Annotated in this window: 13 protein-coding genes; 7 read left to right on the top strand and 6 right to left on the bottom strand. The window is 68.2% G+C overall.

Going from position 1 to position 13,317, the window contains the following annotated elements:
* The first annotated feature begins 24 nt into the window (after window positions 1–24).
* Entirely contained in the window at window positions 25–2,721 is a 2,697-nt protein-coding gene (gene metH / locus ABD679_RS04360; protein ID WP_344758735.1) for a methionine synthase, read from the top strand.
* A gap of 103 nt (window positions 2,722–2,824) precedes the next feature.
* On the opposite strand, the gene ABD679_RS04355 is transcribed toward metH, so the two are convergent.
* The 5 genes from ABD679_RS04355 to ABD679_RS04335 form a co-directional block, all read right to left on the bottom strand.
* A complete protein-coding gene (locus tag ABD679_RS04355; protein ID WP_344758734.1) occupies window positions 2,825–3,433 on the bottom strand; it encodes a DUF2058 domain-containing protein in 609 nt (202 codons plus the stop codon).
* A 110-nt stretch (window positions 3,434–3,543) separates the two neighbouring features.
* Window positions 3,544–3,759, bottom strand: coding sequence for a SlyX family protein (locus tag ABD679_RS04350; RefSeq protein WP_344758732.1), 216 nt, complete (start codon window positions 3,757–3,759; stop codon window positions 3,544–3,546).
* A gap of 2 nt (window positions 3,760–3,761) precedes the next feature.
* Window positions 3,762–5,108, bottom strand: a complete 1,347-nt coding sequence (locus tag ABD679_RS04345; RefSeq protein WP_344758731.1) for a UDP-glucose dehydrogenase family protein — start codon at window positions 5,106–5,108, stop codon at window positions 3,762–3,764.
* Between the two features lie 13 nt (window positions 5,109–5,121).
* Window positions 5,122–5,922 carry an FKBP-type peptidyl-prolyl cis-trans isomerase gene (locus ABD679_RS04340; RefSeq protein ID WP_344758730.1) on the bottom strand — a complete coding sequence of 267 codons (801 nt, stop codon included), beginning with the start codon at window positions 5,920–5,922 and terminating at the stop codon, window positions 5,122–5,124.
* A 72-nt stretch (window positions 5,923–5,994) separates the two neighbouring features.
* Window positions 5,995–6,936, bottom strand: coding sequence for an FKBP-type peptidyl-prolyl cis-trans isomerase N-terminal domain-containing protein (locus ABD679_RS04335; RefSeq protein WP_344758729.1), 942 nt, complete (start codon window positions 6,934–6,936; stop codon window positions 5,995–5,997).
* A 502-nt stretch (window positions 6,937–7,438) separates the two neighbouring features.
* On the opposite strand from ABD679_RS04335, the gene ABD679_RS04330 reads away from it, so the two are divergent.
* Genes ABD679_RS04330 through ABD679_RS04305 form a run of 6 tightly spaced genes read left to right on the top strand, consistent with a single transcriptional unit; the run spans window position 7,439 to window position 11,722 of the window.
* Window positions 7,439–7,873 carry a hypothetical protein gene (locus ABD679_RS04330; protein ID WP_344758728.1) on the top strand — a complete coding sequence of 145 codons (435 nt, stop codon included), beginning with the start codon at window positions 7,439–7,441 and terminating at the stop codon, window positions 7,871–7,873.
* Between the two features lie 3 nt (window positions 7,874–7,876).
* Window positions 7,877–8,248: a GntR family transcriptional regulator gene (locus tag ABD679_RS04325; RefSeq protein WP_344758727.1), complete on the top strand. Its 372-nt coding sequence runs from the start codon at window positions 7,877–7,879 to the stop codon at window positions 8,246–8,248.
* Window positions 8,245–9,126 (top strand): ABC transporter ATP-binding protein, encoded by an 882-nt coding sequence (locus ABD679_RS04320; protein WP_344758726.1) that lies wholly within the window; start codon window positions 8,245–8,247, stop codon window positions 9,124–9,126. The genes ABD679_RS04325 and ABD679_RS04320 overlap by 4 nt, the downstream gene beginning before the upstream one ends.
* Window positions 9,123–10,175 (top strand): hypothetical protein, encoded by a 1,053-nt coding sequence (locus tag ABD679_RS04315; protein ID WP_344758725.1) that lies wholly within the window; start codon window positions 9,123–9,125, stop codon window positions 10,173–10,175. Before ABD679_RS04320 ends, ABD679_RS04315 begins: the two co-directional genes overlap by 4 nt.
* Before the next feature lie 60 nt (window positions 10,176–10,235).
* Window positions 10,236–11,066 carry a DUF4097 family beta strand repeat-containing protein gene (locus ABD679_RS04310; protein ID WP_344758724.1) on the top strand — a complete coding sequence of 277 codons (831 nt, stop codon included), beginning with the start codon at window positions 10,236–10,238 and terminating at the stop codon, window positions 11,064–11,066.
* Between the two features lie 32 nt (window positions 11,067–11,098).
* Window positions 11,099–11,722, top strand: coding sequence for a YggN family protein (locus ABD679_RS04305; RefSeq protein ID WP_344758723.1), 624 nt, complete (start codon window positions 11,099–11,101; stop codon window positions 11,720–11,722).
* A 67-nt stretch (window positions 11,723–11,789) separates the two neighbouring features.
* Here ABD679_RS04305 and ABD679_RS04300 read toward each other — a convergent pair whose 3' ends face one another.
* Window positions 11,790–13,190 (bottom strand): class II fumarate hydratase, encoded by a 1,401-nt coding sequence (locus ABD679_RS04300; RefSeq protein ID WP_344758722.1) that lies wholly within the window; start codon window positions 13,188–13,190, stop codon window positions 11,790–11,792.
* Window positions 13,191–13,317 lie beyond the last annotated feature (127 nt).

The raw sequence follows: 13,317 nt of genomic DNA, 5'->3' as shown, positions 1-13,317 counted from the left end.
TGACAAGCACATGAGTCCCAACCCATGACGAAAGTCCGCCACACCCGCCTGTCCGGCCTCGAACCGCTGGTCATCACGCCGGAACTTCTGTTCATCAACGTCGGCGAGCGCACCAACGTCACCGGCAGCGCCAAGTTCAAGAAGCTGATCAAGGAAGACCGCTTCGACGAGGCGGTCGAAGTCGCGCGGCAGCAGGTCGCCAACGGCGCCCAGATCCTCGACGTCAACATGGACGAGGGGATGATCGATTCCGAGAAGGCGATGGTGCGCTTCCTGACCCTGATCGCCTCGGAGCCGGACATCGCCCGCATCCCGGTGATGGTCGACTCGTCGAAGTGGAGCGTGATCGAGGCCGGCCTCAAGTGCCTGCAGGGCAAGGGCGTGGTCAACTCGATCTCGATGAAGGAGGGCGAGGACGCCTTCATCGAGCAGGCGCGCACGGTGCTGCGCTACGGCGCCGCGGCGGTGGTGATGGCCTTCGACGAACAGGGCCAGGCCGACACCGCCGAACGCAAGGTCGAAATCTGCACGCGCGCCTACCGGATCCTGACCGAGCAGGTCGGCTTTCCGCCCGAGGACATCATCTTCGACCCCAACATCTTCGCCATCGCCACTGGCATGGAGGAGCACAACAACTATGCGGTCGACTTCATCGAGGCCGCGCGGATCATCCGCAAGACGCTGCCGCACTGCCACATCTCCGGCGGCGTCTCGAATGTTTCGTTTTCATTCCGCGGCAACGAGGTGGTGCGCCAGGCGATCCACTCGGTGTTCCTGTACCACGCCATCAGGGCCGGCATGGACATGGGCATCGTCAACGCCGGCGCGATGCCGATCTACGACGAACTCGACCCCGAACTGCGCGAGCACGTCGAGGACGTGGTCCTCAACCGCCGCCCCGACGCCACCGAGCGCCTGCTGACGCTGGCCGAACGCTACAAGGGCAGCAAGGGCAAGGCGAAGGCCGAGGACCTGTCCTGGCGCGAAAAGCCCGTGCGCGCGCGGCTGAGCCACGCGCTGGTGCACGGCATCGACCAGTACGTGGTCGAGGACACGGAGGAAGCCCGGCAGCAGGCCGAGCGCCCGCTGGACGTGATCGAAGGCCCGCTGATGGACGGCATGAACGTGGTCGGCGACCTGTTCGGCGCCGGCAAGATGTTCCTGCCGCAGGTGGTCAAGTCGGCGCGCGTGATGAAGAAGGCCGTGGCCTACCTGCTGCCCTTCATCGAGGCGGAAAAGGAAAGGACGGGCGACACCGGCAAGTCCAACGGCAAGATCATCATGGCGACCGTCAAGGGCGACGTGCACGACATCGGCAAGAACATTGTCGGGGTGGTGCTGGCCTGCAACAACTTCGACGTGGTCGACCTGGGCGTGATGGTGCCGGCGCAGAAGATTCTCGATACCGCCAAGGCCGAGAACGCCGACATCATCGGCGTTTCCGGCCTGATCACCCCGTCGCTGGAGGAAATGGGCAACGTCGCGCGCGAGATGCAGCGGCAGGGCTTCACCATCCCGCTGCTGATCGGCGGCGCGACGACGTCGCGCGCGCACACCGCGCTGAAGATTGACCCCCACTACAAGTCGCCCACGGTGTGGGTGAAGGACGCTTCGCGCGCGGTGGGCGTGGCGCAGTCGCTGATCTCGCGCGAACTGCGCGATGCCTTCGTCGCCGCCAACGACAGCGACTACGCCGAAATCCGCGAACGCCATCGCAATCGCGGCGGCGCCAAGCGGCTGGTACCGCTGGACAAGGCGCGCGCGCAGCGCTTCGACGGCGGCTGGGACGATTACGCGCCGCCGGCGCCGAACACCACCGGCCTCACCGTGTTCGACGACTATCCGCTGCAGGCGCTGGTCGAGACCATCGACTGGACGCCGTTCTTCCAGGCCTGGGAGCTGGCCGGCAAGTTCCCGGCGATCCTCGAGGACGAGGTGGTCGGGCAGAGCGCGAACGAGCTGTACCGCGATGCGCGCGCGATGCTGGAGCGGATCGTTTCGGAAAAGTGGCTGACCGCAAAGGCCGTGTTCGGGATCTGGCCCGCCCGCTCGGCCGGCGACGACGTCATCGTCGATGTCGCCCTGCCCGGCGCGGAGGCCCCCACCACCTTCAACTTCCTGCGCCAGCAGGTCGACAAGCCGGTCGAGCGGCCCGATTTCTGCCTGGCCGATTTCATCGCGCCCGAAGGCAGCGGCCGCCAGGACTGGATCGGCGCGTTCGCGGTCACCGCCGGGATCGGCATCGAGGAACACATCGACCGCTTCCGCGCCGACCACGACGACTACAACGTGATCCTGCTCAAGGCGCTGGCCGACCGCCTGGCCGAAGCATTGGCCGAGCACCTGCACATGCGCGTGCGCCGCGAGTTCTGGGGCTACGCCGCCGACGAGGCGCTCGACAACGAGGCCCTGATCGCCGAGAAGTACCGCGGCATCCGTCCCGCGCCGGGCTATCCCGCCTGCCCTGAGCACAGCGAAAAACGCAAGCTGTTCGCCCTGCTCGACGCCGAACGCAACGCGGGCATGGAATTGACCGAAGGCTTCGCGATGCTGCCCACGGCGGCCGTGTCCGGCTACTACTTCAGCCACCCGAAGAGCCAGTACTTCGTCGTCGGCCGGGTGTCGAAGGAACAGGTCGCCGACTACGCCAGGCGCAAGGGCGTGGAGCTGCAGCAGGCCGAGCGCTGGCTGGCGTCGAACCTCGACTACGACCCGGAATAGCGCGCCGCGCCTGCAGGAGCGGCTTCAGCCGCGAGGTTTTCATTCATTCGCCAGCATCCAAAAACTCACGGCTGAAGCCACTCCTGCAAGCCATCAGCCCTGATCACCACACCAGGTCGTCCGGCACCTGGTAGCGCGGGTCGGCATACGGGTCATCTTCGGCGGGCGCCTGCGGGTCGACCTTGAGCGCAACCGCCGGCGCGAAGATCGCTTCGGCATCCGCCAGCACCGCTGCGGTCACCAGCAGGTAGCGGCCGTTGAGCTGCACCACGCCCAGCTCGCCGGCATTGAGCGCCTTGAGCTGGTCGATGGTGACGTGGATGCGCTTGATCTTGCCGCCGTACTCGAAGTGGCGCACGTGTTCGGCGGCCTCGTCGTTGAGCGCCTTGCCCTCGAGCATCGTCGCGAGCTTCGCCTTGGCCTCGCGGCGCTGGCGTGCTTCCTCCTGCCTGCGGCGTTCGGCCTCGATGCGCTCGTCCTTCTCGCGCTGGGCACGGATCGCGTAGGCCTTCGCGAGGTCGATGTCCTCGCGCGACTGCGGCCGCCGCTTCTTCTGCGGCGCGCCCTGCCCCGGTTTGCCGGCCTGTGGACGCCCCGGGGCACCCGGACCACGCTTGCCGGGCTTCCCCTTGTCGCGCTGCGGCGCCTTTGGGGTCTTCGGCGCGGGCTTGAAACCCAGGCCCAGGAGTTGGTCGCGGAGTGTGTCGCTCATGGGGGGCAGGTGGTTGGTAGAGGGCCGGGGAAGTTTGCCAGCATGCAGGCCGCGGGGATGAATGGATCCGGTTGACGGCGGCGTCTCGGACCACCAACCAACCCGCGCCCTCAGTAATGCGGCGGCGGCGGTTCCTCGGACGGATCGGCGAAGAACTCGCCGCGCGACTGCTTCATCATTTCCAGCGCGCGGCGCAGCATTTCGGCATTCTCGCCCGCCTCGATGCGCGCCGCGGCCAGCGCGTCGCTGAGCTCGGACAGCGCCTGCTCCTGGAACGCGAGCCTCGTTTCCAGCTCGACGATGCGTTGTTCGAGTCCGTCGGCCATCGTCAGTCGATACCGATCGAGCGGCCGCGGCCGATGCCGTAGTACGCCAGGCCTGCGGCCTCGACGTCGCCTGGCTTGTAAAGGTTGCGGCCGTCGAAGATCGCCGCGTCCGCCAACCGCGCCTCCAGGTCATCGAAGTCCGGGCTGCGGAACTGCTTCCATTCGGTGATCACGACCAGTGCGTCCGCGCCCTCGATGGCGGCATCGGCGCTTTCGCACAGGACCAGGTCGGCGCGCTCTCCGAAGATCCGGCGCGTTTCGTCCATGGCCTCGGGATCGTAGGCGCGCACATGCACGCCCGCGTCCCAGAGCTGCTGCAGCAGCCTGCGGCTGGAGGCTTCGCGCATGTCGTCGGTGTTGGGCTTGAATGCCAGTCCCCACAGCGCGATGCTCTTGCCGCGCAGCGCGGCGGCGTCGCCGTAGTGGCGCAGCATCAACTCGAACAGGTGGCCCTTCTGCCGTTCGTTGACCGACTCCACCGCGTCGAGCAGCGTCGGCTCGTGCCCGTGCTGCTGCGCAGTGCGGGCCAGCGCCTGCACGTCCTTGGGAAAGCACGAGCCGCCGTAGCCGGCGCCCGGATAGATGAAGTGCCAGCCGATGCGCGGATCCGAGCCGATGCCCTTGCGCACCATCTCCACGTCCGCGCCGACCTTCTCGGCGATGTTGGCGATCTCGTTCATGAAACTGATCTTGGTGGCCAGCATCGCGTTCGCCGCGTACTTGGTGAGCTCCGCCGAGCGCACATCCATGCTGACGATCCGCTCGTGGTTGCGGTTGAACGGTGCATACAGCCGGCGCAGCGTCTCCACCGCCTGCGCGCTGTCGGCGCCGATCACGATCCGATCCGGACGCATGCAGTCCTCGACCGCCGCACCCTCTTTCAGGAACTCGGGGTTCGAGACTACTTCGAAGGGTATGTCCGCGCCGCGGGCAGCAAGCGTTTCGGCGATCTTCACCTTCACCTTGTCGGCGGTGCCGACCGGCACCGTCGACTTGTCCACCACCACCGCGGATTTCTGCAGGTGCGTGCCGATGGTCCCGGCCACGGCGAGCACGTACTGCAGGTCGGCGCTGCCGTCCTCGTCGGGAGGCGTGCCGACGGCGATGAACACCACTTCGCCGTGCGCAATCGCCTCCGCCGCGTCGGTGGTAAAGCGCAGCCGCCCCGCCGCGTGGTTGGCCTTGACCATCGGCTCCAGGCCCGGCTCGTAGATCGGGACGATGCCCCGCTCCAGGCCGTCGACCTTGGCCTGGTCGATATCGACGCAGACCACCTCGTGGCCAACTTCGGCCAGGCAGGTCCCGGTGACCAGGCCGACGTAGCCGGTGCCGAAAATCGCGACGCGCATGCGTGCCGTTCCCTTACTGTGCGTCGCCTTCCGGCTTGACGATGTCGAGCAGCTCGACCTCGAACACCAGCGTGGCATTCGGCGGGATCGGGCCGCCCGGGGTGCCGGTCTCGCCATAACCCAGGTCGCTGGGGATCCACAGCTTGTACTTGCTGCCGACCGGCATCAGCTGCACGCCTTCGGCCCAGCCGGGCGCGACCTGCTGCAGCGAGAACACCGTCGGTTCGCCGCGGTCATGCGAGTTGTCGAACTCGGTGCCGTCGAGCAGTTCGCCCTTGTAGTGCACCTTGACCATGTCGTCGGCGGTCGGCTTCGGGCCCTTGCCCTCGACCAGCACCTGGTATTGCAGCCCCGACTCGGTGGTCTTGACGTCCGGCTTTTTCGCGTTGGCGGCAAGGAAGGCCTCGCCCTCGCTGGCATTCTTCTTCGCGGCGGCGTCGGCCTCGGCCACGCGCTTGGCCTGCAGGCGCTGGTCGAAGGCCTGCGCGACCTGCTGCGCCTGTTCGTCGGTAAGCACGGCCTTGCCGCCGGACGCCACGGTCTTCATCGCCTTGACCACGGTGTCCATGTCGATGTCGTCCTTGATCGGCTCCAGCGACTTGCCCAGCGACATGCCGACCATGTAGCTGGCCTGCTCCTTCTCGGTCTTCAGGCCGCTGCTCTTGGCGATGTCGCCGTTGCCGGCGTCGTTGGCGGTCGCGCCCGCCTTGTCCTTGCCCGTCGCATCCGGGTCGATCGGCTTGCAGGCGGCGAGGCCCAGGGCCAGGGAGGCGGCAAGCAGGCCGGCGGTGGCAAAGCGGTTTCGGGGTGTCATGTCGTGGCAACTCCGGTTGTGCGGCGGGCCGGCAACGTGCCGGCAGGGGGATTGGAAATCGGATGGCCGGGATCAGAGGATATCGAGCAGTTCGACATCGAAGACCAGGGTCGAGTTCGGTTCGATCGAATCGTTGCCCTTTGCGCCGTAGGCAAGGTCACCCGGGATCCAGAAGCGGTACTTGGCGCCGACCGGCATCATCGACACGCCCTCGGTCCAGCCGGGGATCACCTGGTTGAGGCCGAACTCGGCGGGGCCGCCGTGCTGCTCGGAGGTGTCGAACACGCTGCCGTCCAGCAGCGTCCCGCGGTAGTTCACGCGGACGCGGTCGCTGGGGTGCGGACGCGGGCCGGAGCCCTGCCGCAGCACCATGTACTGCAGGCCCGACGGCGTGACGAACACGCCCTTGACGGACCTGTTGGCGGCGAGGAATTTCTCGCCCTCGGCAGCGTTGCGGATGCCGGCCTGCTCAGCCCGGGCCTTCGCGCTGGCCTGCACGCGCTGGCCGAAGGCGGTGCGGATGGCATCGGCCTCGGCGTCGCTGAGCAGCGTCTTGCCGCCGGCCAGCGTCGTCTTCAGCGCCTGCATCACTACCGGCAGGTCGATCTCTTCCTTGACCGGCGCCAGCGAGCGGCCGATGTCCGCGCCCACCAGCAGGCCCACCTTGCCCTTGTCGACCGTGGGCGGTTGCGATCCCGGCGGCTGGCCCGGCACCGGGCGGCCGCTGCGCGCGGCCACGCGCTGCATCAGGGCCTGTCCGGTTTCGGCGGCGTCCTGTTCCGAAATCAGTGGCTCGCCGCCGTCGAAGCTGTTGCGTACCGCGCGCTCGAAGGCGGCCAGATCCATGTCCTCGGCGGCCGGCGCCAGCGACTTGGCCACGTCCATGCCCACCATGTAACTGGCCTTGTCACGCTCGCCGGACAGCGCCTGCTTGTCCTGGGCCAGAGCAGCTGCGGCCGGGATCATGGCCGCGATGATCGACAGCGCGGCGATTGCGCGCAGCAGGGACTTCATACCGGAACGACTCCTGTGGGCGCCCGCGGGATTGCGGCGCGAAGTCGCCTATTGTCGCGGCCATGGCCTGCCCCGGCAATCGCTGTCGTGCGCGCATCGCCGGATGCGTGCGGTCCGCGCCACATCGCCCGCGATGGCGGCCCGGCGGCGCCTGTTCCCGGGCAGGCGCAACGACGTGCAGCGGGTTCCGCCAGTCGTCGCCCGAGTGGCCGCGGACATGTCCCGTGCCGATTGCCCTTCCGGCGTGGAAAGGGCGCCGGGAATCCTGCCGGGAACCAGCCACGCCCATGACTCCGGCCTCATTATTGATGGGCGCAGGGGCCAAGCATGGGGGGAAGGAACCCGGCAACTCACTGTTTTGAAAGAAAAAAGAGGCCACCCACCCCCATCGATGGCGACCATGACTTCAGTTGGGTCGTTTTGACCCAAAAACCTGTTGACCCTGCGTGTCATGGTGTTATAGTTACATACAACACCGATCACCCAGAGCAGGACGTTCGCCATGAACCGCAAGCTCCACAACTCGATGCTCGCCTTCTCCGCCGCCGGCGTGATGCTCGCGCTCACGCTGATGGCCTCCGGCCCGGCGCCGTCCGGCCAGGACGCACCGGCCTCGCTGGCCGCGGTCGTTGTCCATGCTCCCGACATCGGCGCCGACGCCCTCGAATTGAACATCGAGGCCCGCGCCCGGCAGCTGGAAGAAGACCTCGACCAGAGCGCGTCGCTGGGCGACACCATCGCCAGCGTCGTCAGCTTCGCCGCGACGGTGTCCACCGAAGCCGCACTGGGCGCGGCGATCGACGCCACCTCCGACCAGGCCGATGCCAGGCGCGAGGCCGCGCGGGAAAAACGCCGCCATGCGCGCCAGGTCCGCGGCGCGCTGGCCGTCCCCTACTTCTCCTTCGCGCAGGGCCTGCGCCGCGGCAGCCGGAGCTGAGCCATGAGCGCAATCCAGTGGAACGATGGCGCACCCATCTATCGCCAGCTCAAGGAGCGCGTCATCGCGATGATGCTCGATGGCGTGCTCAAGCCCGGCGACGCACTCCCCTCCGTGCGCCAGGTCGCCGCCGAATACCAGCTCAACCCCATCACCGTCTCGCGCGCCTATCAGGAGCTCGCGGACGAAGCACTCGTCGAAAAACGCAGAGGCCTGGGCATGTACGTCACCGAAGAGGCATCGAAGAAACTGCTGTCGAACGAACGCGAACGCTTCCTCAACGAGGAATGGCCGCTGGTGCTCGAACGCATCCAGCGGCTTGGCCTGTCGATGGAAGACCTGCTCGCCCCGGTACGCAATGGAGGCAAGGCATGAACACGGCCATCGCCATGGACGACCACGTCGTCACCGCACGCGACCTGCGCAAGACTTACCGCAGCACCGTCGCCCTCGACGGCGCGCGCTTCGACATCGGCGCCGGCCGCATCGTCGGCCTGATCGGGCCCAACGGCGCCGGCAAGACCACAGCGCTCAAGGCCATGCTCGGCTTGACGCCGTTCGACGGCGAGCTGCGGGTGCTGGGCAAGGATCCGCGCACACGGCGCGACGAGTTGATGAACGACGTGTGCTTCATCGCCGACGTCGCGGTGCTGCCGCGCTGGATCCGGGTCAAGGAAGCCATCGACTTCGTCGCCGGCGTGCACCCGCGCTTCGACCGCGCCCGCTGCGAGCGCTTCCTGGCCAACACCCAGCTCAAGCCGCGCCAGCGCGTGCGCGAGCTGTCCAAGGGCATGATCGTGCAGCTGCACCTGGCCCTGGTGATGGCGATCGACGCGCGCCTGCTGGTGCTCGACGAGCCGACGCTGGGCCTGGACATCCTCTACCGCAAGCAGTTCTACCAGCGCCTGCTGGAGGACTACTTCGACGAGCAGAAGACCATCGTCATCACCACCCATCAGGTCGAGGAGGTCGAGCACATCCTCACCGACGTGATGTTCATCCGCGCCGGCAAGATCGTGCTGGACGCGCCGATGGACGCCGTCGGCGAACGCTTCGTCGAGCTGATGGTCGACGCCGATCGCGCGGAGCAGGCGCGCAGCCTCGGCCCCGTGGACGAGCGCGCCCTGCCCTTCGGCAAAACCGTGATGCTGTTCGACGGCGTGCCGCAGGCGCAACTGGCCCGCCTCGGCGAGACCCGCACGCCGGGCCTGGCCGACCTGTTCGTCGCCACCATGAAGGGAACCTACGCATGAACGCCACCGACCACGACGTCGCCGTGCCGCGCGCCGCCGCGCCGGTCCATCCCACCCACAAGTTCAAGCTGCTGCTGCAGCGCGAATACTGGGAACACAAGGGCGGCTTCCTGTGGGCGCCGCTGATCGCCGGCGGCATCTCGCTGCTGCTCACCGGCATGATGATCGTCTTCGGCCTGGTCGCCGCGCGCCGCGCGGCCGGCAGCGGCGACCTCCAGTTCGACGGGATCACCGTCAACGGCCTGGACATCGGCCAGCTCACCAGCCGCATGGACGCCGCCGACATGGCGGAACTCGCCCGCGGCATCGACCTGACCCTGTTCCTGAGCTCGTCCTGGCCGTTCCTGGTGCTGGCGTTCGTGGTGTTCTTCTACTGCCTCGGCGCGCTGTACGACGAGCGCAAGGACCGCAGCGTACTGTTCTGGAAGTCGCTGCCGGTGTCCGACGCGCAGACGGTGCTGTCGAAGGTCGCCAGCGCGATCGTGGTCGCGCCGGTACTGGCCGTGGTTGCCTCGCTGGTCACCATGCTCGGCTTCATGCTCATGCTCAGCGTCGTGGTACTCGTGCACGGCGGCAATCCGTGGACGCTGCTGTGGGGTCCGGCCAGCCCGCTGAACATCATCGGCGGCACCCTGGCCTGGATCCCGGTCTACGCACTGTGGTCGCTGCCGACCGTCGGCTGGCTGCTGCTGTGCTCGGCGTGGTCGCGCAGCAAGCCGTTCCTGTGGGCGATCATGGTGCCGCTGTTCGCCGGCATCTTCGTGAGCTGGTTCGACCTGATGGAGATGTTCCACCTCGACAGCTCCTGGTTCTGGAGCAACGTCGTCGGCCGCCTGCTGCTGGGCACGGTGCCGGGCATGGACCTGCTGCATCGCGGTGGCGCCTTCGATAACGGCAGCGAGGGGCTGGAGCAGGTCCTCCAGACCCTGTCGCCGGCCAGCCAGCTGACCAGCCTGGCAATGCCGCAGCTCTGGATCGGCGCGGTGGCAGGCGCGGTGATGATCTACGTCGCGATCCAGCTGCGCCGCCGTCGCGAACTGGCCGACTGACCCGCGATCTTTGGCTGCGCCCTGCCCGGCGCCGCCCCCGGACACCACAAGGAGTTCCCCATGCGCAAGCAAACCCTCATCCTCGGCGCCCTGCTCCTGCTGCCGCTGGCCGCCGCCGCGGCGCCGGAGTGCGAACACAGCCAGCCGCGCGACCTGCAGCTGGACATGGCCGGCGTGAAGACGGTCGTGTTCGACATCGGCGCCAACGACCTGGACGTGCGCGCGGCGGCAAAGCCGGGCAACCGCGTCGAAGGCCGCGCCTGTGCATCGCGCGAAGACGACCTGTCGCGACTGGTGCTGTCGCAGCAGCGGTCCGGCGACCGCCTGGTCGTCACCGCGAAGCGCGAGGGCAGGTTCGGCGGCCTTTTCAACGGCAGCCAATACGCCTACATGGAGCTCCAGGCCAGCGTACCCGACGACATCGCGGTGGAACTCAAGGTCGGCTCGGGCGACGCCAGCGTCGAAGGCGCGCGCAGCGCCCGCATCGCCACCGGCTCGGGCGACGTGCGGGCCAGCGGCATCCGCGGCGAACTGGCCGCGTCGCTGGGCTCCGGCGACCTCAAGGCCGATGACATCGGCTCGCTGGACCTGGCTTCGGTCGGCTCGGGCGACGCCGTCATCCGCAATGTCGGCGGTCCCTCGAAGATCGGCAGCATCGGGTCGGGCGACGTGTCGATCCGCTCCACCCGCGGCCCGGTGGAGGTTGGCTCGGTCGGCTCCGGCGACCTCGACCTCGAGGACATCGGCGGCAACATCACGGTCGGCTCGATCGGCTCGGGCGACATCGAAGTCGACGGCGCTCGCGGCGACCTGACCGTGCGCTCGGCCGGCAGCGGCGACGTGGACCACCGCGGCGTCACCGGCCGCGTCGACCTGCCGCGCAAGCGCTGACGCCTTCACCGTCCATGACCAGGGGATCGACCATGACCAAGGCAACCACCCTCGCCCTGCTCGCTTGCCTGGCGCTCGCCGCCGGCTGCGGCCGCGATGCACCATCGACCGCGCACGCGCCACAGGGCGCCGGATCCGCTGACCGGGTCGCGAACCGCACCCTCGGCAAGGTCGCGGCCAAGGTGCGCTCGAAGCTGGAAAACCAGGACATCAAGCTCAATTCCGTCGACGGGCACGCCGGGGCGAAGATCACGCCACAGGGCGACCTGGTCATCGAGAACAACAAGGTCGCCATCAACGATGCACAGCGCGAGTTGTTGCTGCGGTACCGGGCCGGCCTCATCGACCTCGCCGTGACCGGTACCGACATCGGCATGCAGGGCGCCGACTTCGGCATGCGCGCCGCCGGCAAGGCGCTGCGCGGCGTGCTGTCGGGCAAGGGCGACAAGGTCGAAGAGGAGATCGAGGCCGAAGCACGCCAGTTCGAAGCGCAGGCGCTCCGGATCTGCGACCACTTCCCCGCGCTGCTCGAAGCGCAGGAGCAACTGGTGGCACAGCTGCCCGAGTTCGCGCCCTACGCGAAGATGGACCAGTCGGACATCGACGACTGCCGGGACGACGCGGAGGAAGCCGCGGCCACGGCGGCGGCCGGCTAGGACCGCCCGCCGTCCCCACTGAAGCGGGAACGACGCGCACGGCCCGATTGCACGGGCCGCCCCGGCTTCAACCGCCCTGGATGCCGCCGCGGGTAAGCGCCTTGGGGTCGAGCAGCTTGCGCAGTTCCGCCGCCGGCAGGCCGCTGTCCTCCAGCGCCACGTCGAGCACCGGCCGCCCTTCCTTGTAAGCACGCTTGGCGATCGCCGCCGCCTTCTCGTAGCCGATGATCGGGTTCAGCGCGGTGACGAGGATCGGGTTGCGGTCGAGCGCGGCGGCGACGTTGTCGCGGCGCACCTTCATCCCGGCGATGGTGGTGTCGGCCAACAGGCGCGAGACGTTGGCCAGCAGTCCGATCGAATCGAGCAGGTTCGACGCGATCAGCGGCAGGGTCACGTTGAGCTGGAAGTTGCCGGTCTGGCCGGCGACCGTGATCGCCGTGTGGTGGCCCATCACCTGGGCGCAGACCATCACCGTCGCCTCCGGCACCACCGGGTTGACCTTGCCGGGCATGATCGAGCTGCCCGGCTGCAGCGCCGGCAGCTCCAGTTCGCCAAGCCCCGCCAGCGGCCCGGAGTTCATCCAGCGCAGGTCGTTGGCGATCTTCATCAGGGCCACCGCCAGCGCGCTCAGCTGGCCCGACAGCTCCACCGCGTCGTCCTGCGAGGCCAGGCCCTCGAACTTGTCGGCGGCCGATTCGAACTTCGTCTTCGCCAGCGTCGATAGCGTTTTCGCCATCGCCTTGCCGAAACGCGGATCGGCATTGATGCCGGTGCCGATCGCGGTGCCGCCGATCGGCAGCCGGCGCAGGCGCTTGAGCGCATCCTCGATCCGTCCCTGCGCCGAGGCCAGTTGCGACGACCACGCGCCGAACTCCTGCGCAAAAGTCATCGGCATCGCATCCATCAGGTGCGTGCGCCCGGTCTTGACCACCTTGCCGAAGGCGCGGGCGCGGCCGTCGATGGTCCTGCGCAGGTGCTTCAGGGCCGGCAGCAGGTCCTCGACCACGGCCAGCTGCGCGCTGACGCGAAGCGTGGTCGGAATGACGTCGTTGGAACTCTGGCCGAGGTTGACGTGGTCGTTCGGATGGACCGGCTTCTTGCCGGACTGCGGGCTGCGCGAGGCGAGCGTCGCGATCACCTCGTTGGCATTCATGTTCGACGATGTACCGGACCCGGTCTGGTAGATGTCGATCGGGAACTGCGCGTCGTACTCGCCCGCGGACACCTCCAGCGCCGCTGCGCGGATCGCGCGCGACACGCCCTTGGGCAACAGGCCCAGCTCGGCGTTGACCGTGGCCGCGGCCGCCTTCACCAGCCCCAGCGCGCGGATGAAGCCGCGCGGCATCGGCCGCCCCGACACCGGGAAATTCTGCACCGCGCGCTGCGTCTGCGCGCCCCACAGCGCCTCGGCGGGCACCTGCAGTTCGCCCATGCTGTCGTGTTCGGTCCGGTAGCGCTGCGTGGCCATGATGTCCTCCTGAGTGAGGCCTTCAGGATACGCCGCCACCCCGAACGCCTCGCCGGGAGCCAGGCTCGCGGCTTCCGCCGCGCCTGCGCAGGGCCGATGGCCGGCGGCCACAGTAGAATGCCCGGCT

It is taken from the genome of Luteimonas lutimaris (assembly GCF_039537065.1).
GTDB classification, from domain to species: domain Bacteria; phylum Pseudomonadota; class Gammaproteobacteria; order Xanthomonadales; family Xanthomonadaceae; genus Luteimonas; species Luteimonas lutimaris.
This window is presented reverse-complemented; position numbering and strand designations above follow the sequence as displayed.

Excerpts from the sequence above, each read along its gene's own strand:
- ABD679_RS04335 (WP_344758729.1), bottom strand. The coding sequence starts at position 6,936 with ATGAAGTCCCTGCTGCGCGCAATCGCCGCGCTGTCGATCATCGCGGCC.
- ABD679_RS04345 (WP_344758731.1), bottom strand. The coding sequence starts at position 5,108 with ATGCGCGTCGCGATTTTCGGCACCGGCTACGTCGGCCTGGTCACCGGG.
- ABD679_RS04325 (WP_344758727.1), top strand. The coding sequence starts at position 7,877 with ATGAGCGCAATCCAGTGGAACGATGGCGCACCCATCTATCGCCAGCTC.
- ABD679_RS04355 (WP_344758734.1), bottom strand. The coding sequence starts at position 3,433 with ATGAGCGACACACTCCGCGACCAACTCCTGGGCCTGGGTTTCAAGCCC.
- ABD679_RS04320 (WP_344758726.1), top strand. The coding sequence starts at position 8,245 with ATGAACACGGCCATCGCCATGGACGACCACGTCGTCACCGCACGCGAC.
- ABD679_RS04315 (WP_344758725.1), top strand. The coding sequence starts at position 9,123 with ATGAACGCCACCGACCACGACGTCGCCGTGCCGCGCGCCGCCGCGCCG.
- ABD679_RS04330 (WP_344758728.1), top strand. The coding sequence starts at position 7,439 with ATGAACCGCAAGCTCCACAACTCGATGCTCGCCTTCTCCGCCGCCGGC.
- metH (WP_344758735.1), top strand. The coding sequence starts at position 25 with ATGACGAAAGTCCGCCACACCCGCCTGTCCGGCCTCGAACCGCTGGTC.
- ABD679_RS04300 (WP_344758722.1), bottom strand. The coding sequence starts at position 13,190 with ATGGCCACGCAGCGCTACCGGACCGAACACGACAGCATGGGCGAACTG.
- ABD679_RS04305 (WP_344758723.1), top strand. The coding sequence starts at position 11,099 with ATGACCAAGGCAACCACCCTCGCCCTGCTCGCTTGCCTGGCGCTCGCC.
- ABD679_RS04340 (WP_344758730.1), bottom strand. The coding sequence starts at position 5,922 with ATGACACCCCGAAACCGCTTTGCCACCGCCGGCCTGCTTGCCGCCTCC.
- ABD679_RS04310 (WP_344758724.1), top strand. The coding sequence starts at position 10,236 with ATGCGCAAGCAAACCCTCATCCTCGGCGCCCTGCTCCTGCTGCCGCTG.
- ABD679_RS04350 (WP_344758732.1), bottom strand. The coding sequence starts at position 3,759 with ATGGCCGACGGACTCGAACAACGCATCGTCGAGCTGGAAACGAGGCTC.